Origin of the sequence: Phyllobacterium sp. LjRoot231 (assembly GCF_964253365.1) — a bacterium.
In the GTDB taxonomy this organism is placed as follows: domain Bacteria; phylum Pseudomonadota; class Alphaproteobacteria; order Rhizobiales; family Rhizobiaceae; genus Phyllobacterium.
Genome location: NZ_CAXUQT020000002.1, coordinates 415,599 through 437,955, shown reverse-complemented (window position 1 = coordinate 437,955; position 22,357 = coordinate 415,599). Strand labels below are relative to the sequence as shown.

Annotated in this window: 21 protein-coding genes and 2 pseudogenes; 10 read left to right on the top strand and 13 right to left on the bottom strand. The window is 58.0% G+C overall.

The window, feature by feature from the left end; all coding sequences use genetic code 11:
* Positions 1–9: 9 nt before the first annotated feature.
* On the bottom strand, positions 10–291 hold the full coding sequence (locus ACSQ3H_RS25645) for a hypothetical protein (protein ID WP_436119930.1): 282 nt from the start codon (positions 289–291) through the stop codon (positions 10–12).
* Positions 292–1,150: 859 nt separating this feature from the next.
* Here ACSQ3H_RS25645 and ACSQ3H_RS25640 point away from each other — a divergent pair.
* Positions 1,151–2,155, top strand: coding sequence for a 2-dehydropantoate 2-reductase (locus ACSQ3H_RS25640; RefSeq protein ID WP_436119929.1), 1,005 nt, complete (start codon positions 1,151–1,153; stop codon positions 2,153–2,155).
* A 177-nt stretch (positions 2,156–2,332) separates the two neighbouring features.
* Positions 2,333–2,638 (top strand): aspartate dehydrogenase domain-containing protein, encoded by a 306-nt coding sequence (locus ACSQ3H_RS25635; RefSeq protein ID WP_436119928.1) that lies wholly within the window; start codon positions 2,333–2,335, stop codon positions 2,636–2,638.
* A 25-nt stretch (positions 2,639–2,663) separates the two neighbouring features.
* Here ACSQ3H_RS25635 and ACSQ3H_RS25630 read toward each other — a convergent pair whose 3' ends face one another.
* Both ACSQ3H_RS25630 and yghU read right to left on the bottom strand, forming a co-directional pair.
* Positions 2,664–2,867, bottom strand: a complete 204-nt coding sequence (locus tag ACSQ3H_RS25630) for a hypothetical protein (protein ID WP_436119927.1) — start codon at positions 2,865–2,867, stop codon at positions 2,664–2,666.
* A 681-nt stretch (positions 2,868–3,548) separates the two neighbouring features.
* Positions 3,549–4,424 carry a glutathione-dependent disulfide-bond oxidoreductase gene (yghU, locus tag ACSQ3H_RS25625; RefSeq protein WP_436119926.1) on the bottom strand — a complete coding sequence of 292 codons (876 nt, stop codon included), beginning with the start codon at positions 4,422–4,424 and terminating at the stop codon, positions 3,549–3,551.
* A 1,100-nt stretch (positions 4,425–5,524) separates the two neighbouring features.
* On the opposite strand from yghU, the gene ACSQ3H_RS25620 reads away from it, so the two are divergent.
* From ACSQ3H_RS25620 to ACSQ3H_RS25610, 3 genes and pseudogenes are all read left to right on the top strand, one after another.
* The gene (locus ACSQ3H_RS25620; RefSeq protein WP_436119925.1) at positions 5,525–6,862 is read left to right on the top strand and encodes a carbohydrate porin; all 1,338 of its coding nucleotides are present in this window, start codon (positions 5,525–5,527) and stop codon (positions 6,860–6,862) included.
* Positions 6,863–6,885: 23 nt separating this feature from the next.
* Positions 6,886–7,107: pseudogene (locus ACSQ3H_RS25615) on the top strand (IS6 family transposase); the annotation flags it as partial.
* A 158-nt stretch (positions 7,108–7,265) separates the two neighbouring features.
* A complete protein-coding gene (locus ACSQ3H_RS25610; RefSeq protein ID WP_436119924.1) occupies positions 7,266–7,673 on the top strand; it encodes a GFA family protein in 408 nt (135 codons plus the stop codon).
* 135 nt (positions 7,674–7,808) lie between these two features.
* Here the strand turns inward: ACSQ3H_RS25610 and ACSQ3H_RS25605 are convergent, their stop codons facing one another.
* The 4 genes from ACSQ3H_RS25605 to ACSQ3H_RS25590 form a co-directional block, all read right to left on the bottom strand.
* On the bottom strand, positions 7,809–9,050 hold the full coding sequence (locus tag ACSQ3H_RS25605) for an alpha/beta hydrolase (protein ID WP_436120005.1): 1,242 nt from the start codon (positions 9,048–9,050) through the stop codon (positions 7,809–7,811).
* 83 nt (positions 9,051–9,133) lie between these two features.
* Positions 9,134–9,346: a hypothetical protein gene (locus tag ACSQ3H_RS25600; RefSeq protein ID WP_436119923.1), complete on the bottom strand. Its 213-nt coding sequence runs from the start codon at positions 9,344–9,346 to the stop codon at positions 9,134–9,136.
* Positions 9,343–10,140, bottom strand: coding sequence for a DUF2092 domain-containing protein (locus ACSQ3H_RS25595; protein WP_436119922.1), 798 nt, complete (start codon positions 10,138–10,140; stop codon positions 9,343–9,345). The genes ACSQ3H_RS25600 and ACSQ3H_RS25595 overlap by 4 nt, the downstream gene beginning before the upstream one ends.
* Before the next feature lie 192 nt (positions 10,141–10,332).
* Positions 10,333–12,147, bottom strand: coding sequence for an adenylate cyclase (locus ACSQ3H_RS25590; protein WP_436119921.1), 1,815 nt, complete (start codon positions 12,145–12,147; stop codon positions 10,333–10,335).
* 129 nt (positions 12,148–12,276) lie between these two features.
* On the opposite strand from ACSQ3H_RS25590, the gene ACSQ3H_RS25585 reads away from it, so the two are divergent.
* Positions 12,277–12,546 (top strand): hypothetical protein, encoded by a 270-nt coding sequence (locus ACSQ3H_RS25585; protein ID WP_436119920.1) that lies wholly within the window; start codon positions 12,277–12,279, stop codon positions 12,544–12,546.
* A 119-nt stretch (positions 12,547–12,665) separates the two neighbouring features.
* Here the strand turns inward: ACSQ3H_RS25585 and ACSQ3H_RS25580 are convergent.
* Together ACSQ3H_RS25580 and ACSQ3H_RS25575 are read right to left on the bottom strand one after the other, a co-directional pair.
* Positions 12,666–12,850 (bottom strand): annotated as a pseudogene (locus ACSQ3H_RS25580) (GlxA family transcriptional regulator); the annotation flags it as partial.
* A 62-nt stretch (positions 12,851–12,912) separates the two neighbouring features.
* On the bottom strand, positions 12,913–13,485 hold the full coding sequence (locus ACSQ3H_RS25575; protein WP_436119919.1) for an HdeD family acid-resistance protein: 573 nt from the start codon (positions 13,483–13,485) through the stop codon (positions 12,913–12,915).
* Between the two features lie 423 nt (positions 13,486–13,908).
* Here ACSQ3H_RS25575 and ACSQ3H_RS25570 point away from each other — a divergent pair, with 423 nt between their 5' ends.
* The 4 genes from ACSQ3H_RS25570 to ACSQ3H_RS25555 all read left to right on the top strand — a co-directional run bounded on the left by ACSQ3H_RS25570 (position 13,909) and on the right by ACSQ3H_RS25555 (position 16,647).
* Positions 13,909–14,379: an aminoacyl-tRNA deacylase gene (locus ACSQ3H_RS25570; RefSeq protein ID WP_436119918.1), complete on the top strand. Its 471-nt coding sequence runs from the start codon at positions 13,909–13,911 to the stop codon at positions 14,377–14,379.
* A gap of 203 nt (positions 14,380–14,582) precedes the next feature.
* A complete protein-coding gene (gene nuoH / locus ACSQ3H_RS25565) occupies positions 14,583–15,584 on the top strand; it encodes an NADH-quinone oxidoreductase subunit NuoH (RefSeq protein WP_436119917.1) in 1,002 nt (333 codons plus the stop codon).
* A gap of 10 nt (positions 15,585–15,594) precedes the next feature.
* On the top strand, positions 15,595–16,161 hold the full coding sequence (locus ACSQ3H_RS25560) for an NADH-quinone oxidoreductase subunit I (RefSeq protein ID WP_436119916.1): 567 nt from the start codon (positions 15,595–15,597) through the stop codon (positions 16,159–16,161).
* A 45-nt stretch (positions 16,162–16,206) separates the two neighbouring features.
* On the top strand, positions 16,207–16,647 hold the full coding sequence (locus ACSQ3H_RS25555) for a CBS domain-containing protein (RefSeq protein WP_436119915.1): 441 nt from the start codon (positions 16,207–16,209) through the stop codon (positions 16,645–16,647).
* Between the two features lie 59 nt (positions 16,648–16,706).
* Here the strand turns inward: ACSQ3H_RS25555 and nuoG are convergent, their stop codons facing one another.
* From nuoG to nuoD, 4 genes are read right to left on the bottom strand one after another with little or no spacing between them, the layout of a single operon-like run.
* Complete coding sequence (nuoG, locus tag ACSQ3H_RS25550; protein WP_436119914.1) at positions 16,707–19,298, bottom strand: NADH-quinone oxidoreductase subunit NuoG; 2,592 nt, start codon at positions 19,296–19,298, stop codon at positions 16,707–16,709.
* Positions 19,299–19,328: 30 nt separating this feature from the next.
* Positions 19,329–20,594 (bottom strand): NADH-quinone oxidoreductase subunit NuoF, encoded by a 1,266-nt coding sequence (gene nuoF / locus ACSQ3H_RS25545; RefSeq protein WP_436119913.1) that lies wholly within the window; start codon positions 20,592–20,594, stop codon positions 19,329–19,331.
* Between the two features lie 4 nt (positions 20,595–20,598).
* Positions 20,599–21,111, bottom strand: a complete 513-nt coding sequence (gene nuoE / locus ACSQ3H_RS25540) for an NADH-quinone oxidoreductase subunit NuoE (protein WP_436119912.1) — start codon at positions 21,109–21,111, stop codon at positions 20,599–20,601.
* A 17-nt stretch (positions 21,112–21,128) separates the two neighbouring features.
* Complete coding sequence (nuoD, locus tag ACSQ3H_RS25535; RefSeq protein WP_436119911.1) at positions 21,129–22,343, bottom strand: NADH dehydrogenase (quinone) subunit D; 1,215 nt, start codon at positions 22,341–22,343, stop codon at positions 21,129–21,131.
* Positions 22,344–22,357: the final 14 nt, after the last annotated feature.

Genomic DNA, 22,357 nt, shown 5'->3' with positions numbered 1-22,357 from the left:
TGCGGTGGACTACTGGCAGTAGTAAGGGTCGCCGCCGCCGAAGAGAAACGGGAACCCGCAGGAGTAGTACGGATTGCCCCAGTAATAATCTTGATGCCTAAAGTGCCGGAAATGCCCTCTATGGAAACCATTCGTGAAGTGGCCGTGATTGCCACCAAACCCATGATGTCCCCTGAAGATTTCATGTCTATCGCCCCCGCCATGTCCGTGCGCCATCGATTCAGTTGCTGAACCGGCCGCCATCATTGCGCCTAATGCTGCTATCGCCAAGATCGTTGCCGATTTTCTCATGGTTTACTCCTGAATTCGAAGCTTCCAGATTTGTCGAAGCTATCCCAGATGTAGGTTCAGCATGACGGTTCCTGTATTATACGTTGGTTTAGTACCTGGAACTTTTAATGCTTGATCTGAGCACTGCTCGGCCTTTAGCGATCAGGTAAACCCGCGCTTTGCCTGTAGTGGATGCGGTAGTCATCAGCGGGGAGGCAGAGTTGACCTCTGTTGAGGATATTTGCTGATCAAAATCTGGTTCGCGCACGACTCTTGCACCTAAGTATAATAGAGCTTGGATCATTGCCTCGCTAAACTGGGACGTGTTGTAGACGTGCGGATCGGGTCCTACTCGAGCGCATTATCAGCGAGATGTGTTTACGAACACCCGCTTTGATGGCCGACATAATCGAATGGCGTGCAGGCATGCCTCTGCCGGGATATCAGTTCTTTCACCGTTCCGGATGACGTTGAGCAGTGTCTCCAGCCCATTGCGCCCTATGCCAGCAACGATGCCGAACTCAGCGAGATGCGCACGAATTGCATTGAGGAGAGCGGGCAGCGCTTGCCCTGATCGGAAAGTTCCCGGCCGAAGAAGTGATGGCAAATCTGCGTCGGTTAAAGCATTTCGTGGAAACGGGAAAGGGCATCGACACGAGCTATTCGGTGCGAGGAAAATTTTCCAATTGATCACCGTCGCCAACGGAAGTTCCTAGTGAAAGCTTGAAAGCGCGTCAACGTGATTGTGGTGGGTACAAGCTCCTTCTGCTGACCAACTAAACTAAAGTATGAACCGACCAAACCAGAGCATTATTCCTTGTTCGATGTCTCGCTGCCTATAGTCGGCCAAACTAACACCCCAAAAATGGAGCTACTGTTCATGTTGAAATCTGAACCTTTAAAAGTATGCATTTATGGCGCTGGAGCCATTGGGGGTACTATTGGTGTGTTGCTGGCTTTGGCCGGGGCCGAAATAAGCGTTGTCGCTCATGGCGCAACGTTGACGGCAATCAAGAATGATGGTCTTCAATTGACGAAAGATGGCAAGACGCATCGTGTGCAGGTGCGCGTCAGCGATGATCCCGCTAAACTGGGACCACAAGACTATGTGATTGTGTCCGTGAAAACCACCTCGCTCGAGGATGTTGCGTCACACATTGCCCCTTTGCTCGGTCCTGACACCAGTGTTGTTACTGCGATGAACGGAGTGCCGTGGTGGTTCTTCATCGGAACCCAAGGGGTACTGAGCGACTTGCGTTTGCCTGCAGTTGACCCGCGCGGCATTGTTGAAGGTGCTATACCGCTGGCGCGAACCGTTGGCTGTGTCGTCTATATGGCTTGCTCCGTCGACGCGCCCGGTAAAATCCGGCATAACGGCGGCAACAAGCTCATTGTTGGTTATGCGGACAACCGGCCGGTTGATGGATTGTCGGACATTAGTGACATATTCAACTCAGCAGGTTTTTCCTGTCAGGTCACAACCTCGATAAGAAATGCTATCTGGCAGAAACTCTGGGCCAACCTGAGCATGAACCCGATCAGCCTGCTTACGGGAGAGACAACCGACGTAATAATCAATGATCCCCTCGTATACGATCTGTCTTCACATATGATGGAGGAGGCAGCGGCCATTGGGGAAGCTATTGGTATCCCGATGACACAATCGACAGCGGAGGTGATCGGAATAGCCAAGTCAGTGGGTGTATTCAAAACGTCAATGTTGCAGGATTCAGAAGCGGGAAGGCCCGTCGAATTGGATGCACTACTCACCGTAACGCATGACATTGGACATCTCATTAAAGTGCCGACGCCCTTTATTGACAGTGTGCTCGGACTGTCGCGGCTGCGCGCTAGGAAGCTGGGACTTCTGGATCGGGCAGCTTAACCGAGCATCCTTCTCTTAGGGCGGGCGATCTTTGTCGACCCAGTTCGACACTCTCCGCCCTCCAATCCAATGGCCGCTTTGGGCCGATATCGTTGAAAAAGTCAGGGTGCAGAGCACTCTGGCCGGTTCTGTCGCAAATTTTTTTGGCGTAGAAATGATTTCGCGCATGCAGCCAGAATGAGGTACAAAGCATCAGTTTTGGGTGCCGCGGCGGAAGCCGCCTTGCTCTTTCCCAGGAATGCAAACCTGGCAGCGACGGTGGCAATGACGGGCTTGGGCTTCGCGAATACCCAAGTGGAGCTCGTAGCAGATCCGACCCTGCTTGGAAATTCTGGACGGGTAATCGCGAGCAGTGCAGTGAGTTGTCTCGATTTAACGGTCAGTGGTTCTAGCATGCCAGACAATCCGAGGACGTCGACGATAACAGCGATGAGTATACTGTCTGCCCTTGACGCATCGCAGGCCGTTATCACTTTTGTCTAAGTGAAACTGAAAGTGCTGTGTTGGATTAAGCCGCGCAGCTGTCAAATTGCATGTGCAGCCGCTCGTATTGCGATGGATAGTTGAGACGAACCCATTCGGTCGCGCCGCGCAGATATGCGATTTCGACGGCACTGTCGAGATTGGCTTCAAGGCCCTGGATTTTATCCTCGAGGTCCTTCATCCGGCTCGCGGCAGGCAGTGTCTTTCTGTCTTTTGAGTTATGTGTCATTTCATTCCATCCATTTGGCCGGCTCAGCAGGCGGTTGACGAGGTGTATGGATACGAAGGCCTGGAATTAGGTAAAATCGTTCCAGACCTGATCCTCCCAAATATTGTTCTCCCAACCCGGGAAGTTTTTACCGATGTCGCTTCCATAGTGCTCACAGCCATGTTGAAACGTCTGGCTTGGTGAAAATGTTCTTAATGAACGATGTGTCGTTTTAGAACAGTGGCAAACTTGCCAGGGCCATAAGCCCATGACCCGGTCACTAAGCTTCCGGACAGCAAGATAGAGAAAACAACGATAGCTATTGTGTGTTCCATTGTAACGCCCTTCTGTTGTTCTACGTTTTACATTCTTTTTCGAATAATAAAATTATACTTAGGATATCGCTGGCTAAACGTTGGTATGATCGGACACCTCAAAACCAGTTATCCGGCGCGCCGATGGAAGACGGAGAGGATGGCAAATCTTTCAACCCCCAAATTGCCGACGATCGGGCTCCACGCCCTAAGAGCGTCAGATCTATTGATCAATTTTGCCAATACGCACAATCGGCTTCAGTGTGCCGCTCTTGTAGAGAAGCGGACAACGGTTGCTGACGCAGCCGCGAAACGTCGAGCCGGCGAAAGATTGCCGCCTGTCTCGTGCGCTGGATGAATTAAACAAACTCTAGGGTCAGGTAGGCAATCAACCTTCGGGGGTCAATTTGTCCTGGGTCTTCGTTTCGAAGTCACTTGAATCATGACGCTCATGCAACTGGGTCGAGGGTTCTCCAGAGACGCGATTAACCATCCGGCCCCGCTGAACGGCCGGACGTTCGCCGATCTGGTTGGCCCAGCGCAACACGTTCTTGTATTCCTGCACCTGAAGAAATTCCGCCCCCTCATAGAGCCAACCTTTGACCAGTCCGCCATACCACGGCCAGACCGCGATATCGGCGATCGTGTACGCGCTGCCTCCCAAATATTCGGTTTCCGCGAGGCGACGGTCGAGCACATCGAGCTGACGTTTTGTCTCCATTGCAAATCGGTCAATTGCATATTCGATCTTGGTCGGTGCGTAGGCGTAGAAATGGCCAAACCCGCCCCCCAGATAAGGTGCACTTCCCATCTGCCAAAACAGCCAGGACAGACATTCGGCGCGAGCACCTGCTTCCGTTGGGAGGAACTCACCGAATTTCTCGGCGAGATAAGTGAGGATCGAACCGGACTCGAAGACCCGGATCAGCGACGGGCCACTGCGATCCAGCAGAGCAGGTATCTTGGAGTTGGGGTTGACTGCCACAAAGCCACTTCCGAATTGGTCACCGTCACCGATCCTGATCAGCCAAGCATCATACTCCGCTCCCTTATGACCAAGCGCCAGAAGCTCTTCGAGCATGATCGTAACTTTCACACCATTCGGCGTACCCAGGGAATAAAGCTGGAGAGGATGACGGCCGATCGGCAGATCCTTATCATGCGTCGGGCCTGCGATCGGGCGGTTGATATTTGCGAAGCGACCTCCGCTCTCTTTGTTCCAGATCCAAATCTTCGGCGGCGTGTAGTCGGATGAAGCACTCATTTTGCAAACTCCAGGCATTCGATGGTGGATTACGATCTGACCTTCGACTTATCCTTCTCGTTTGCAATGACCAGCCGAAAAGTTGAATTTTCGTGGTTAGCGAATTCACTTTTATGTCAAGGTGCTCATCGGTTCGCTTCAAGGCTTCACGCTTGGGCGAAGAAGGCTGGGCGCAGGCGAAGATTTAATTCAGCTGAGCAAAGCTCGATAAACGCAGTCGAGGCCAATCGCGAGAGCGACCGATACAACAACAACCACTAGAATAATGATCTCCGCCAGGTCCAAGTGCGGCATGTGGTTGTGACGAGGGCGATTACTAAACTTAGGCACTCGGGCCTCCATTGAAAGGGCAATCATTAAAACCGTTATTGGCCTGTGCAAAGAACCTCATCCAAGGTACGTCCCGCGGAAGGATATTGCATTTGCCATCAAGTATCCCATCCACTTTTAGCATTCGAACCCGGTCCCCAATCGATCTGGGGAGCCCTGATTCGAAGAGTACGCGGTGAATTAATCACAGTAATCATAATAGAGGGGAGAGTTCCAACGGAACGGGTACTCGCAGGAATAGTAAGGACCCCAATAATTATCGTCACGGCGGAAGTCCCTAAAGTGATCCCTGCGATCTGCAATCCGGCTATGGCTCGTCGCGAACCCACGATCACCCCCAAAGATGCCACCACCGCGGGAGTCACGACCGCTACCGCCGAAGTCGCCGCGACTACCGACAAAGCCATGACCACCACCGCCGCCGTGAGCCATCGATTCAGTCACCGAGCCGGCCGCCAGCATAGCGCCCAAAGCGGTTATCGCTAAGATTGTCGCCGATTTTCTCATAATTCACTCCTTGAAAGCTTCCAGTTATGAAAGCTAACCTGATATGGAGTTAGCAAGTCGGTGGCTGTATTATACGTTGGTTTATATACGTAGATCTTGTGGTTTTTTCGACGGCGACGAAGGGCGCCTGAGCGAGGCTGCGTTTTTGCTGCGTATGCTAGCTAGTGACCCCTGGGACGATTTACGGTATTTAGGAATGAGGTGGCGCTGCCGCCGATACCAGACGCAAAGACAAGCCAATCGCGCACTGCAATCGGAAGGGCATGATGATCAGAAATGGCGCTCTTATCTCCATTGTCTTTGCGATTATCCTGTGCGGAACTCGAGCAAAGGCTGAGGACGCTCCCCCGTCCTATTCAGAAACCACGCTCACGGGTGACTGGAACGATTATCGAAGTTGGCTCCGCGATAAGGGCGTCATCTTCACAATAACTCAAACCAGCGATTGGCTCGGCAACGTATCGGGCGGCGTGCGGACGGGGACCGCCTATGACGGCGTTTTCCAGTTGCAGGGCGATTTCGATATGGATCGGCTGGCGGGCTGGACTGGCGGCAAGATCCATATCTCGGGATATGCAATCCAAGGCGAAGGTCTGTCGAAGCGCAATCTCGACAACCTGTTGACCGTGACTTCGGTCGAGGCCGACAGCAGCGTCAGGCTCGGTGAATTTTTCATCTCTCAGAGCCTGATGAAAGATTCCGTTACGCTTAAGATCGGGCAGATTCTGGCAGACCAGAATTTTGCGATCAGCAACACAGCAGGTCTTTTTGTGAACTCGACGTTCGGCTTTCCCGGCCTTTTTGCTGTCGACCTCCCCGGAGGAGGTCCAGCTTATCCCTTCGCCGCGCCGGGGGGACAAATCATTGTAAAGCCCGACGATGCATGGACACTCCAGGCGGCGGTTTTCAACGGCCGTCCAACAACCGATGCCAACGGGTTCGGTGTTTCGCTTGGCGATGGAGTTCTCGCCATTGCCGAGGCATCTTATACTTATACGCCCGCCAAGGGTGATCCCGGCCTACCCGGCACATACAAGATTGGTATGTGGTATAATTCGGAAACGTTCGACAGCCTCTCCACCGCCTCGAACGGTGTTTCGCTAGCCAACCTCTTGGCGAGCGGTAGCCCGAGGCGACTGTCTGGAGATTACGCGATCTACGCCATTGCCGACCAAACACTCTGGCAGGAGCCCGGCAGCAGTGACAATGGTCTCAACGGATTTGTCCGCGTTGCGATCGCACCCGAGCAAGACCGCAACAGCATGGATTGGTACGTCGATATGGGTATGACCTACAAAGGGCTCGTGCCGGGTCGTGACAGCGATACCGCTGGGATCGGCTTCGCTTATGCAAGTATGAGCAAGAGTGTGTCGGATCTCGCGAAAGCAGACATTGCGTTCAGCGGCATGTCGCAGCCCATTCCGGATTACGAGGCTGTGATTGAAGTCACATACCAAGCGCAAGTTACGCAGTGGCTGGCAGTGCAGCCCTTCTTCCAATATATCATTCATCCGGGCGGCAATGCGTCCGATCCGAACAATCCTGGCTCGGCGATCGGGAATGCTGCCGTTTTCGGGCTGCGAACCGCCGTCACTTTCTAAAGAAACGCCGATCTGGGGCGGTAATGGGGGTTCTGTTTAGCGAGCAGCGTGATCTGGTTGCAGCCAAGCGCTTCCTGAAAAACGCGCTGGCTCGTCATGGCCGTCCCGATCGCATCGTCATTGACGGCAGCCGGACCAACCGGGAGCCGATCGTTTCCTGTGACACGGTAAATCGCTTGCAGGATCGTTCGCGGCGAAAGTTGCCGCAGATCCGGATCAGGCAAAGCCAATATCTCAATAACCGCCCAAGTTCATGACATGATCCTAAATGACGATGTCTCGCCTGCTGAAGCCGAGGATGCTACCATGAACGCTGGTCAATATCCCCATGGTGGCATAACTTAAACAAAAAGATCTCCGGCAACCCCGGAGTGGTTCACAACAACATCCCACGAGGTGCTCAATGCGTTCTCGAATAGCCTCATGTTCCTGCGGCCAGTTGCGCATTGAAGTCCAGGGCGAGCCACTCGGAGTGGGCGTTTGCCACTGCCTCGCCTGTCAGCGCCGGACGGGCAGTGTCTTCGCAGCACTGGCCGGCTTTGCCGCACCGTATAAAGTACTTGGCTCCGCAACTGAGTACCTTCGCGTTGGCGATCAAGGATCCAGGTTCAAGTTCCGGTTTTGCCCTGTCTGCGGAACAACAGTCTTCCACACCGAAGAAGGTCACGAGCAATCCTGGGTAGCTGTCGCAGTGGGAGCGTTCGCCGACCCAAACTTCCCGCCACCCGAAGATTCCGTTTATGACTGTCGCAGACATTCTTGGGTTCGCTTACCGCGAGGGACAAATACATATGAAAAGGACCCTGCATAGTTGCCAGCCCACCCCAATGCAGCGCTTTCGGGATCACCTCGATGTTAGCTGACGAATAATTCGAGGGTACTGTCGCACGGCAGCTGCCAAATTTGCCAGCGCGACCCTAGCAGGCATACGCTGGACGCCGCCGTCTCAGTTGCACCTGGTCGTCGGAGAAGGGGCGGCGTTGCAGCCCTTCGCGACAGGCTTTTTGGCTCCACTCTTCGGTCCAGCCAAAGCGCCGGCCTGATCTGCGTAGTTGTCTCTCGTATTCTGATCAACGACGGCAACGGGAGCGGCCAATATCAGTCCTGCCGCGCTACCGGCCGCTGCTGCCGTTCCGGTCGTCGCTGCGAGTATCTGGTCGCCTAGCCCCACTCTGTTGTCCGTCAGCGTCTGGCCTTCCGAAATGCGCGCCCCGATGAGTTGAACGACCTGCGGAGACTCGGCAAACTTGCTGTGATTGAGGTCGTCACTGACTTTGATTTTCGTGAGGTCGATCACGGCGATCCTGTTGTCTTCAAGTTCCTGTTTGTATGGAGCCTGTTCAGGATCGATCGACCCTAGCCGCGGCACGTCTCCCCAAACCCGGCGTGACAACGCCAGCGCGCGATCGTCGCGAGAGACGAACAGGGTGAACTGTGGATGCTGTTTTCCCATTTCCGCAATCTGCGAACGGAACACGTCGACATCGACATCGGGAGCGGCCAGCATGACGTTCTTGAATTTCGCGGGCAGCCTGCCATTGCGGATCGCCATCTGACGCAGCGATTCCAGAGCGAGCCAGTTGCCCATTGAATGGGCAAGAACCGAGACTTCCTTCACCTCGGGATCGCGCGCCAGATACTGGAACAAATTCTCCAGAGCATTCCGGGTGTAATTCGTGCTTTCTCGGTCATACCCATAGGCGAGCAGGCTGCCCCGCGATGGCCATGTCACCAGCACGGGTGCGCTATGCACACCCGAATCCTGAACGATCTGCGCGAAACGGTAGACAGAATCCTCAAACCGATTGTTGAACCCATGGATAAAGACAAGCACGCTGCGGTCCGGGCTCTTCCTGACTGAAGCACTGAGCCATTTCTTGGCCGCATCCAGTGTCAGCTCGTCCGCCTTCAGCGTTGCGAAATCGGTTGCCGGATTGGGGGGAAGTTTCTTTGGCCAAGCCACTTCGCCTTCCTTGCGGACACTCTTGGGCGGGATCGACACGGTAATGTCTGCGAATGCCGGCGTCAGCCCGCGTTCCCCCGTAAACATCTCTCCTGGAACGGCTGAGCGGCTGCGCGTCGTCGTCACCAGCATGTCGACCCTGCTCGACGAGGGAGCGGAGTCAGCGACAGGCAACAACACGTTTTTCGGATGGCCCGCGCAACCCGAAGCGAGGACAACCAGCATCCCGATCAATACCCACCGCCAGCATCCAATACACGCGACGTTGTTGCTCACTGGCATTGGCAGCACGGCCCCGGTTCACAGTCCTAACAATAATAAATCCCGACCGCGCAGCGCCGCACGGTGCGCCGAGCCACGCCAGCGACACTGACAGGCGTGAGCGGACGGCCGATCCTGGCCTCGGCGGATCCCACAAAGCTGTACAGACTCGGGGTCGACAACTCTGATCCCGCCTCCAATCCCAGCAATCCGATGACTCCGGCCAACACGACAATCTTCAGTTTCCTTGAAATGTTCATTTGGTGCCTCCTGGGGCAAAGTGATCTGGAAGTTCATCGATATTCACAAGTTTCTTCGGGTCGTCGACCTGCTTGGCGTCAGTGGAGTTTTTAAAGCCGAAATCCTCCGCAGCAACATCCGTGCCGGTCTTCCAGTCGCTGATCTGGACGCTGTATTGCGGCCCTTGGTCAACCTGTGTGGAAGTGATGACATATCTGCAGGGATAGGGGTGCTCGCCTTGGGCGATCCATATCTGCCAGTCGACTTCCTTGGTCCGGAACGCGAGATGGTCGCATTCAGTGCCGCCGATTACACCGCTGCCAAGATCCTTCACGTCGACCACGTCACGCATCAATTCGTCGTAGACATTGGACAGGAGGAGATCAGCGCCAGGGACAGGCCTCTGGTATTTGTTTCTCAACTCGTCGATCAGATGGTCGATTGTCCCCGGGACTTCGGCCTGAGCGTACAGATTGTCGTCCTTGCCGAGCAGCGTCAGGGTCTTTCCGTCGAAAGTCATCTCGACATTGGCAAAACCTCCAGACCGCGTGGCGCGGAACTTGTCGGGCCGGCCCATTTCAACTTTGCCCGAGCTTGCCAGCAGCAGTTTCTGATGCTCCTTGGTGACGACCTCAAAATTGGTATCGTAGGCGAATGAAATGGCCTTTTGCCCCGCCAGATAGTCGGACATCGCCTTGAGCAGATCCTTGGCTTCCGCCTCGCCGGCCCTCGCGCCTGAAGATGTTCCAGATACAATGACCAAGGCCAGGGCGGTAGCGGTGAATTGCATGACTTTTCGAGGTATCGTGTTCATCGAAGTATGCCTTTCTTTGGATTTCCGCACGTTCGTCGGAGTCGACCTGATCCAGATTCATTTTGGGCACGCATCGCATGCATCCCCCTTCCATCAGGACGACTTGCTCACTGAGCATGAAACACAATATGCGCCGCGGTGCCGTTACGCCCGTAACATCGGGTATGTTACATGTGTAGCGAGTTCACGCCGCTACCGCGGTTGCAGATCGGAACCACTGCTCGGTGATACGATGCTCGCTGCTGAATCCGCGGGTATTGGCAGACCCGCTTTGCGAATCCCCGCAATCATGCGGGCCTGATCCTCGGGTTGAATATTGCGGTTTTTAAGCTCCGCCGCGAGATTGGGGAGGAACCCCGGACGCATTGCCACAAATCTGGCACCCTCGCGCTTGGCATCTTCCATCAGCCCCCGCTCCGCATAGATGACGGCCGCAACGAGATGAAAGAGCGGAAACTTCTGCAGGTTGGCCTGCCTGATCTCGGCAACCGCGGTGTCGTAGTCCTGAAGCATGTAGGCAGCAAGCGCTCGGTTGCCGTGGTAATAGCCGGCCCCGCCGGGGTTGACGGCAAGGGCTTGATCCAACACCTCCGCACCGCGTTTCCATTGTCCGCCCATGGCGAGACGGACTCCGTATTCACCCATAAGTTCGGTATCATTGGGATTGGTCGCAAGCGCCTGCTCTCCCACTCGCATCGATTCCGCCAGCTGCTGGTTGAAGAACAGTGCGGTCATCAGGGCCTGAAGCGCTCGGACATTGCCAGGATCTAGCTCTACGGCACGCCGGGCAGCCCTGAGCGACCGCTCCAGGGGGGTGGACGGATTGGATTTCGGATTGTACCCGAACCGATCCTCATCGAGGTAGACTATCGACAGCATTGCCCAGGCAGTTGCGTAGGACGGATAGCGGGCAATGGCAGTTTCCAGACACTCGCGAACGTCCGCATGGCGTTCTACGCTCAACTCGGCACGATAAGCGTAGAAACGAAGCGTGCATCCGTAAGCGTCAAGGTCATCCGGTGGAGGATTGGCCGTGTCAATTTGCGTGATAATGCCGTAGGGCTGCGCCACAGCCTTCGCCACCTTGTCTGCGACGTCTGACTGAATGGCAAACAGTCCGCGCGAGCGGAGATCATCATCATAGGTCTGGGACCACAAGATAGCGCCCGTCGCAGTGTCTAGCAGGCGGGCTGTCACCCGCACCCGACTGTCGGAGACGCGCACGCCGCCAGTAAGCAAATAACGGGCCCCGAGTTTGCCGCGGACCTGCGACGCGTCGGCCCCCGGCGGCAAGGACTCGGATGTCTCGCGACCGAACACCTTTAGTTCCTTGAACCGGGGCAATGCCGTTAGCAGCTCCTCAGTAAGGCCCAGCGTGTAGAGATTGGCTTCCGGCCCCTCACCAAGATTGGCAAATGGCGCGACCACGAGGGTGGGTTCATTGGGGCTCGGGGCGTTTATTGCCCGCCCCGACGCATCGGATGTGGGCCACTCAATCCAGTAGCCAACGATGGCAACACCAACCAAGGCGATCAGCGCCAATGGGATCACCCATCTGGCGCGCCACGAAAAATATCTCGGAGAAGGTTCGATCTTGCCGGAAGCAGGCGCCTCCGCCACCGGGTCGTCATTCCAGGAGAAGAAAGGGACATACTTGCCTTTTGGGATGTCGATCCGGATCGGATCGTTCTGGCCAGCAACCAGATAATAACGCTCGAGTGTGCGTCGTAACCGCCCTGCCTCGATCCGCACGACGGGATCGTCCTGGTTGAAGCTTTCGTCGCGGTTGAAGACCTCGACTGCGATGGAATAGCCCTTGATGCGCTCGGCACGACCCGAGAGGGTTTCCTCCACCACGTATCGCAGGAATGCGTGCGCGTGCCCCGAATTTGGAAACTCCGGGCTGGCGGTTAAACGCTCCAGTTGGGCACGGACATCCTCGGGAGGGGGCGGCGGGCGCTGCACGCCGGCAACCTCATCAACCCGAATATCAATTGGGCCCTGCATTGTTTCATCCCCCGATGAGCAGAACGGCCGGCATTTTCTGTATGCTACCGTAACTTACTCCCCAAACACGGCTCCGTCCACGATAGTCAGTTGGCAACTCCGCCTGCTCAAGGAGAGGAGCACCGTGAGATGGACAAAGGCGTAGTGGCTGCCAAACGGCGGTTTCCCTTCCGAGGTCAGGCGATCGCGGAACGCGCTGCCCGTGACGAAGTGTTTCGCGATCTTTGCATCGACTTCGCGGACGCAGAGGCGGAGCTGCGCCGGTGGGAACAATCGATGGAGCCCAAGCGCGACGAGCGTTGCTCCGAGTACACGGAATTGGTGGATGATCTGGCGAGAGAGATCGAAACCGCGCTCGATACTGCCGCGATCATCCCATTCCATAAGCGTTGGCCTTAAGCATATAGATGAAATTGCATCCATCTATGCCGCAAAGCTGTTCCTGCGACCATGGTTCTCCGACAAGCGAAGCGCAAGTACGTAACTGTAACAAGACCAAAGACGGGAGATGCAGGACAACGCAACGGGCTATGTATGAACCATTCCGCAACGCCGGAAGCGCATTCCTTGCCGTAGTCATTTCCTATGAGCTCGAGCATCATGTCGAGACCTTCGAAGCCCGGTACAGGTAAAACCGCTTGCGATCGATGACAAACAGGTCACGGCGAAGATCGATGCCGGGAAACCCTTCCGTGAAGGCGGCTTATCCAGCCCAAATCTACACAATGACGGCTCATCAAGAATCGGTCGCTGGGGTTTCCTCCGTCAGCTCCGCCGCACCCGCCAGGCGAGATGTGCGAGTGCAGCGCCGACGCTGATCAGCTCAATTCCGAGAAGCAGTCCGATGAGCCATAGTGCCGTCACCGGGAGGCTTGCCCATAGCACCAGAGAGAGCAGGATTCCAACGAGCCCGCTCGCGAGTACCCACCCCCAATGGGGGAACGGGCGAATCGTCAGCGCAAAGACAATCTTGGAGATGCCTTCGATCATGAAGAACACAATCAGAAGGAGCGTGATCGTCAGCAGGCCTTGTCCCGGATCGCGCAGGAAGAGGAAGCCTACGAGCAGAGCGAGGATTACAGAAACGAGCTGAAGCCAATAGTGTGGGACGTGGCGAGTTCCCAAAAGACTAATGCCCTGTGCAACACCACTGATGATCAATAGCCAGCCCAAAAGGATGACGACCGCCACCGACGAGAACACCGGATAAACGATCGCCAGGATTCCCGCCGCAACGAGCAGGCCGCCTTGAATGAGATACCATAACGAGTGCCGCTTGACCGTTTCCCGCATAGCCTCGCGGAAAACCTCCGCTGCCGCATCCAATGACATAGCCATGATCCTGCTCCATTTTTTCCCGCTGCGCCCCAAACTTGCAAGTACCCGACCCAGCAAACCTGGCAATCGGCATCATGGGAATTGCTCTATCCGCAAATCATGAATCTTGACGTTCAAAACGCGCAAGTACGTAACGGTAACAAGTTCAAGGGGTAAGATTTACCAAGGTTGTCAGGCAGGCATGACCGACTACAACAAAGATCGAAATGCGTTCGATTTCATATCCGCGCACCCACACCTGATAGCTGCCACCATTTGAGGTGTTGCCGCTGGTCAAGATGCCTGTACCGCCATTTGCCGGACATGCAGCCAACCGAACCGCGGCACTGCTGCAATTGTGACTCTCATTCGTCGTTGACTTCGCAGGTTATGAGAGGAGAATGTCTTTTTATGCCTCACCACGCAACATTAGGGGCGCCTACGATGACAATCGCAACGAAACTTCGAGACTATATCGACGGCCAGGGCATCGCCTACGACACCGTCGCTCATCACCGTACAGCAACAACCAGCCAATCGGCGCGGGCGGCACGTGTTCCAGGCAGCAGGCTGGCCAAATCAGTGGTCGTGCATCACGAAATGGGATACGTACTAGCCGTTGTTCCGAGCACGCACCGGATCGAGCTCTCCACATTGCAGGATGTGGTGGACAGGCGGCTTGGTCTCGCCTCGGAGGAGGAGGTCAGTTCGCTCTTCGCCGATTGCGACATTGGCGCGGTGCCGCCCATCGGGTCGGCCTATGATGTGCCGGTGATCCTCGACGAAAGCCTCGGCGACGCCAGCGACGTCTATTTCGAAGGCGGTGACCACAAGACACTGGTGCACGTCAGTGGACCGAACTTTCGCAGCCTCATGAAGGATGCGCGGGTCGCCCGCTTCAGCCACCTGTCGTAGATGTCGCTATCCTGGTCGGGCGGCGGCCGACGCGGAGTTAATGCCTGTGGCGGTGGCCCAAGCCTGCCCAGCGACGACATAACTGTGATGGCATTGCATGTGGTGCGTCACCGTCGTACCGTGCAGCAGCGCAAAGTGCTGAATGTATAGCCGGAGCCAAAGTCCGGTCGCGTTTCAACCCGTTGAACAAGTAGTCGCGGATCATGGAACTTATCGTCGCCCTTGGCCTGATCGTCTTCAAGGTCGCGTTGCTGATTGCGATCCTGCTGCTGCTGCCCTTGCCGCTAACCTGGCTGGAACGCAAGATCGCCGGACACATGCAGCAGCGGATGGGGCCGATGCGCGTGGGGTGGCACGGGCTGCTGCAGCCGGTGGCAGACGGAATCAAGCTCTTAACCAAAGAGGACCACATCCCGGCCGAGGCCGACCGCTTCCTGTTCAAACTGGCGCCAATCCTGGCGCTCGCCCCGCCCTTTGTGGTGTTCGTTGCGATCCCCTTTGGCGAGACCGTCTCGGTCCTCGGCGCCGAGATCACGCTCTACGTCTCCAACATGAATGTGGCGCTCCTTTTCGTCTTCGCGGTGATCGGGCTCGAGGTCTATGGCGTCATCTTCGGCGGCTGGGCCGCTAACAGCAAATACGCTGTCCTGGGCAGCCTCAGGACCTGTGCGCAGATGATCAGTTACGAGATCCCGATGGGATTCGCGGTCATCGGCGTGGTAATGCTGGCGCAATCCATGAGCCTGCTCGAGATCGTGCGGGCGCAAGCCGATGTCTGGAACGTCGTCTACCAACCGGTCGGCTTCTTCGTGTTCTTCGTCGCCGGACTGGCCGAAGCGCAGCGCATTCCCTTCGACCTCGCGGAAGCGGAGGGCGATCTGGGGGCCGGGTTCCATACCGAATACAGCGGTATCCGCTTTGCGTTCTTCATGGTCAGCGAATACGCCATCGTGTTGCTGGTGTCTGTGCTGGTGGTGATCCTGTTCTTCGGCGGCTGGAACGGCATATTGGTCCCCCTGCCACCACTCCTCTGGTTTTTGCTCAAGGTCGCGTTCTTCGTCTATTTGTTTATCTGGTTCCGCTTCACTTTCCCGCGCTACCGCTACGACCAACTGATGGCGATCGGATGGAAAGTCTTGCTTCCTTTGTCGATGGCGAACATAATCATAACTGGTGTTGCTTTAGGGGCCGTGGCGGCTCCGTAGCGAGGCGGCGATGTCGCTTGCACGGGACAGAGTTGGAACATGGATCGGATGGGCGTTCTTCGCCGATCTGGCGAGCGCCTTGGCTCTGACCTTCGGCTACATGTTCTCCAGATCCGTGACCATGCAGTATCCGGACAAAGAAAAATGGTTGCCCTACTCGCGTTACCGCGGGCATCACTTCCTGAAGCGCGACGAAGGGGGCGAGATCAAATGCGTGGCCTGCGAACTCTGCGCGCGGATTTGTCCCTGCGACTGCATCGAAGTCATCCCCTACGAGGACGAGAAGGGCAACCGTCGCCCGGCAAAGTTCGAGATCGACATGGCCCGGTGCCTATTTTGCGGGCTGTGCGAGGACGCCTGCCCGGCCGACGCGATCGCGCTTGGCCAGCAATACGAATTCTCGAGTCTTGTCTCGCGTGATTTGGTGATCGGGCGTGACGATCTGCTCGGCAAGCCGGGCAAGGCGACGACCGGCGGCGGCGTAGTCACTGCGCGCCTGAACACCGAACGGGACGTTCTGGTCGAGACGAGCGAGTCGCAGGGGTACAACTGGTGGCGGAATATCCGGCGAACATGAACGCGCGCCAGCCGTCAAGCCGGAGCGCGCAGACAGGAGATTCAGATGCACGTCTGCCAAATCTTGAAGAGCAAATCTCCCGAGCTCATTTCGGTCACACCAGATCAGCCGATGGTAGAAGTCCTGCGGCTGTTTCGAGACAATAACATCGGCTTCGTGGTCGTCAGCCGTTCGCCCGGGGAATGCCTGGGCACGCTGTCGGAGCGAGACTGCTGCAATGCGGTGGCTGAATACGGAACCGAGGCGCCCAAAATGCGGGTCGCCGACATCATGAACCGCAGTGTCGCGACCTGTTCAACGGAGGATTTTCTGCCCTTTGTGATGGCGATCATGACCGAGCGGCGCACGCGCCATGTGTTGGTCATGGATCGCGGCGCAGCTGTCGGCGTGGTGAGCATCGGCGATGTGGTCAAGCACCGCCTCGACGAAGCGCTTCGCAACGAGCAGGCGCTGCATGAATACATTGCCGGGACCGCTCATCACTGACGTGGCCAGCTAGAGTTGAGGCGCGGGTCAGCGCAGGTGTTAGTGAGCCCCGTAATGCCTCAGCTCAGATCCCCAGGCCTCGCCCCGACTCCGACGACGGTGGCGATCTCGAAGGCCGCGTGCGCCTTTTGAACGTCCACCGGACATGGATACTCGCCCCGCCGCATCAGTCCGTTGAGACGCAGGGCTTTGTAGTTTTCCGGAACGAATACAAGGCCCTTGGGAAACCGCTTGTTGACCTTGAGTTGCGCGGTCAGCTCGCTTTGGGCGGATCGCACGACGACCTGATCGCCATCCGAAAGGCCTAGCTGCGCGGCATCCCGCGCGCCCATCTCGACATAGGGGTCATCGGCGACCGTATTCAGGATTTCCGAGTGCTCGGAAAGATATCCGTTGTGGAACAGGCAGTTGCCGGTGATCAGCATGAGCCGATCGGTTGCAATGGGGGCAAGTGGCGGGGCGAAGAACTCGCCAGCTGGCGGCACAGGGGCCACCTTGGTGAATGCTCCGTCGGCGCCAAGCCCGTCCTGCGTTAGCCCCTCGTAGGCCGGAACCAGCCGGGCAATCTCGTCGAAAATCTCATGTTGAACCGATGGCCTCAACGCTTGGTTGCGAAGCGCCGCGACGAAGTCGAAGATCGCCAGATTGCCCCGCGCCTCAAGGACCGGTTCGCGGAACTTGCAGACCTTTTGGGTCCGGCCTTCGTTGTTGGTGAAAGTGCCGGATTCTTCGCCATAACTCGCAGCTGGCAGCACCACTTCGGCCAGGCTCGCAGTATCCGTGAGGAACGCGTCCTGCACGATCAGGAGATCGGCGGCACCAAGCGCCCGCTGCACGAATTCCCGATCGGGATAGGACATCAGGGGGTCGCTTCCGGCGATATAGAGCGCGCCCATTCGCCCCGTGTCACAGAACTCCAGCATGGCGTCGAAATCCACGCCCGGTTCAGACGGGATCTCGCTGCCCCAGGCTCGCTCGAGCGTTGCGCGCGCCGCGTCATCGGCGACCGCGCGCAGCCCCGGCAGCGCCGCCGGCAGAACCCCCATATCCCAGGCGCCCAGCTGGTTGGCACGGTCAAAGAGGAACTGCATCGCAAGTCCCTTGCCGAGTAGGCGGAGAACCTGCAAAAGGTTGTTGAGCTGCTGCAAGGTCGCGCGCGCTAGTGGCGACCTCAGGAGGTCGGCGCTGACAAGCACGGTGACGCTCCGGCCTTCCAGCAGCGCTGTGGCCAGACGGACCGGTTCGTCACTGTCAGTGGCTGCTGCTGGCCCGCCGGTTGTCGCGGCGATGTCCGCAAGCACGTCGCCCGGCAAGGCCTGATCAGCCGCCGCCACGAGACCGGCCACCACTGCGGCAATGCTCGTAGCCTCACCGCCCGGCGGAACACGAACGACCACGCGGGCATCGGCGTCCAGACGCGATGGCCGCGCCGAGAGCATGAGCAACCCGGTCTGCCGCCGCCGCGCGCCATCCCGCAGCAGGTATTCGGTGACCGGGTTTTCGTCGGTCACGTTGCCACCGACAACAAGCACGCAGTCGTTGCCGATCACTTCCTCCAGCGGCATGCGGGTATAGAAGGCCGCCATCAAGGGGCCGAGCGTATCGAAAGGCGTGGACCAGCGCGATGCGCAGTCTATGTTGTTGGTCCGGAATACCGTCCGCATCATTTTCTGGAACTGATAAAGCATCTCGTTGGGAAGGCGCGGCGAGGCCAGCCCGCCCGCAGGCTTTCCCTCGACGGCCGACAGGCGCCGTCGCAGGTAGTCCCCCGCTTCTTCCCAAGAAACCGGAACAAGGGCGCCATCACGACGGACCATCGGCCGCTTGATTCGGTCCCGACTCTCGACGAAATCAAGACCAAAGCGCCCCCGCACGCAGAGCGTTTCGCGGTTGACCCCGTGCTCCGCTTTCGAGCGGACCCGCATGAACTCACCCTTGCGCGCTCCGACGGTCAGCTGGCAGCCGGTGCCGCAATGCGGGCAGACCGTGTCGGTCTCGGCCAGATCCCAGGGCCGCGCCTTGTAGCGATAAGGGAAGCTCATTAGCGCTCCGACTGGACAGACCTCGACGCAATTGCCGCATTGGTCGCAACTCGCAAGACTCCCCTCGAAGCCGGTCACGGCGGTATCCATGCCTTTTTCGACCGTGCCCAAGGCGACCGCGCCGACCACCTCCTCGCACATCCGCACGCAGCGCTGGCACTGGATGCAGCGGTTGACGTTCATGACGATGACCGGGCTGAGACGGATGTCCTTGGAGTGGAACACACGTTTGGCATCGCGGAACCGGCTTTCGCCGGGCCCGTATGCCATCACCATGTCCTGAAGCTCGCACTCGCCGCCCTTGTCGCAGATCGGGCAGTCGAGGGGGTGGTTGGCGAGCAGCATGTCGAGCATGGAAGAGCGTGTTTCGTCGATCAGCGGCGTATTCGTCCGCACGATCATGCCGTCGGCGACCGCGGTGGCGCAGGAAGGCTGCAGCCGCCGCTGCCCCTCGATCTCCACCAGGCACATCCGGCATGAGGCCAGCGCCGGCAGCCGCTTTAGATAGCAGAAGGTCGGGATGTCGATGCCCAAACGCTCGGCAGCCTGCAGCACCGTAGAGCCGGCCTCCACTTCCAGCGTTTGTTCATTTATCGTGACGCTAACCATGACTATCTTAAGGCCTTCTTCCTGCGCTCCTCAGTGAAACGGGCACCTGTGCTCCTCGATATGAGCGACGAATTCATGCTCGAAATGCGTCAGTGCCGCTCGCAGCCCCATAGCCGCGCCGTCGCCCAGAGCGCAGAACGTGTTGCCGAAAATGCCCTTGCAGAGCGCCTCCAGCTGTTCCAGATCGCCCGGCGCCCCCTGCCCCGCCTCGACCCGGCGCAGCACTTTTACAACCCAATTCAGCCCTTCGCGGCACGGGGTGCACTTGCCGCAGGACTCATGGTGGAAGAACTCGATGATCCGGGTGGCGACCTTGACCATGCAGGTCGAGTCGTCGATCACGATTACCCCGGCCGAGCCGAGCATCGAACCGGCAGCGGCCAGCGAGTCGAAGTCCATCCCAACGTCCAGCCCGCACGCCGGGATCAGCGGCGCCGAGACCCCGCCGGGGATCACTGCCTTGATCTTGCGCCCCGGTAGCGGCCCGCCGGCGCTATCTTCGATCAGTTCGCGCAGCGGTATACCCATCGGCAGCTCGTAAAGGCCCGGTTTCCGCACCTGCCCGCTGAGGCAATAGAGCTTCGGGCCGGGGCTTTTGTCGGGACCGATGTTGCGGAACCAGCCTGGCCCCCGCAGCACGATATGCGGGACGCAGGCCAATGTCTCGACGTTGTTGATCACGGTCGGGCTTGCGTAGAGCCCTTCAACCGCCGGAAACGGCGGTTTCAGGCGCGGCTGCGCTCGCTTGCCTTCGAGCGAGTCGAGCATTGCGGTCTCCTCGCCGCAGATATAGGCGCCCGCGCCGCAATGGATGTGCACGACGAAATTGAAATCCGAGCCCAGAATCCGCGTTCCCAGATAACCCTTCGCATTGGCCTCAGCGATCGCCTGCTCCAGCCGCCGGATCGCCAGCGCGTATTCCCCGCGGATGTAGACATAGGCGGTTTCCGCCCCGATCGCGTAGCCACTGATCGCCATGCCCTCGATCAGCTGATGCGGGTCACGCTCCATGATGATCCGGTCCTTGAAGGTGCCCGGCTCGCCCTCATCGGCGTTGCAGCACAGGTATTTTGGCTTGCCGGCCCGCTTCGGCACGAAGCTCCATTTCAATCCGGTAGGAAATCCGGCCCCGCCGCGACCCCGCAGGTTGGATTCTTTGACAAGGTCGATGATTTCATCAGGGGTGTATTCGTCAAGCGCCTTCGCCAGTGCCTGGTAGCCGCCGCCGGCCCTGTAGGTCGCGAGCAGATGGCCATCCGGCACGTCCACGTTCCTGAGAAGGACCGGTTCGAACATGGCGCTACGCTCCCGGCGGTGCTGAGGCGTCGAGACCGGCGCCAGTCGCTTGCCCCGCCACCGCCCGCAGCTTGTCCAGCAGCATGTCGATCCGCGCTGTGTCGAGGTCGCCGTGATAGTCGTCGCCGACCTGCATCACCGGGGCCATCTCGCAAGCGCCAAGGCATTCAACGGTCGAAAGCGTGAAGAGCCCGTCCGGGGTTGTGCCGCCCTTCTTGATCCCCAGCACCGCCTCTAGATGCCCCAGCAAGTCCTCGGATCCACGCAGCATGCAGGATACATTGTCGCAGAGTTGCAGGTGGAACATCCCCACCGGCTCGGTATGGAAGAGGGTGTAGAAAGTCGCCAGTTCGTAAACCCAGATCCGCTCGACATCGAGGATGTCGGCGACCTCTTCCAACACCGGGCCGGGCAGATGGCCATGTTCCTTCTGCGCGATCAGAAGCGCGGGCATGATCGCCGAGCGCTGGTCCGGATACCGCGCCGCCGCTGCTTCGATCTTTTCGCGCATGTTCATCGCGTCCAAATCTCCTGCTACTTGTCCACCTCGGCCATCACCGGGTCGAGGCTGCCCAGCACGGCTATCATGTCTGCCAGGTAGTGCGCATTGCTTACCCCGAACAGTCCCTGAAGATTGACGAACGACGGTGCCCGCACCTTCATGCGGAACGGTTTTTCCGACCCGTCGCTGATGATGTAAAACCCGAGCTCGCCCTTTGGCGCCTCGATCGCCGAATAAACCTCGCCCTTCGGCACCTTGAAGCCATACGCCGACAGGTCGAAGTGCTGGATCAGCGCCTCCATCGAGCAATGCACCTTGTCCTTGTCCACCGGAAAAGCGATCGTCGGCATGTCGATCTGGAACGGTCCCTCCGGCATCTGGTCGAGGCATTGTTCGATGATCCGGACGCTCTCGCGCATCTCCTCGACCCTGCATCGCCAGCGCGCGTAGCAATCGCCCTCGTCGCGGGTGATGACGTTGAAGTCGAGCCGGTCGTAGATCTCATAGGGCTCGTCACGGCGGATGTCCCAGTCGACGCCCGAGGCCCGCAGGTTCGGGCCGCTCAGGCCGAGATCGATACCGTCCTCCGCGGAGATCACCCCGATCCCCTGCGTGCGCTTCAGAAACACCCGGTTGTTCTCGACCAGCCGTTCATAGTCGCGGATCCGGTTCGGGAAGATGTCGCAGAACTCCCTGATCTTTGGGAAAAAACCGTCGGGCAGGTCCTCGCGCACACCGCCGACCCGGCAGAAGGAGGTGTGCATCCGCGCACCGCTGATCATCTCAAACAGGTCCATGATCATTTCGCGTTCGCGCATGGCGTAAAGCAACGCGGTCATTGCGCCCAGGTCCAGCGGCAGCGCGCCAGTGATCAGGAGATGACCGGAGATCCGCGCCAGTTCGGCCATCAGCACGCGGATATATTGCGCGCGGATCGGCGCTTTGATGTCCAGGAGCTTCTCCACCGCCAGCGCGAAGGCCAGATTGTTCGACGGCGGGCAGAGGTAGTCGAGCCGGTCGGTCAGCGGAAAAATCTGGGTGTAGGTGAAGCTCTCCGCCAGTTTTTCTGTACCGCGGTGGAGGTAACCGATGTGCGGGTCCACGCGCGCGACATATTCGCCCTCCAGTTCAAGGACGAGCCGCAGCACTCCATGCGTGCTGGGATGCTGTGGGCCGAGATTGAGAAGCACCTCCCTGGTGTCGGGCGCTTCGCCTTCCGGCCTGCTCAGTTCTGTGACTTCGGTCATCTCAAGTTACCGGT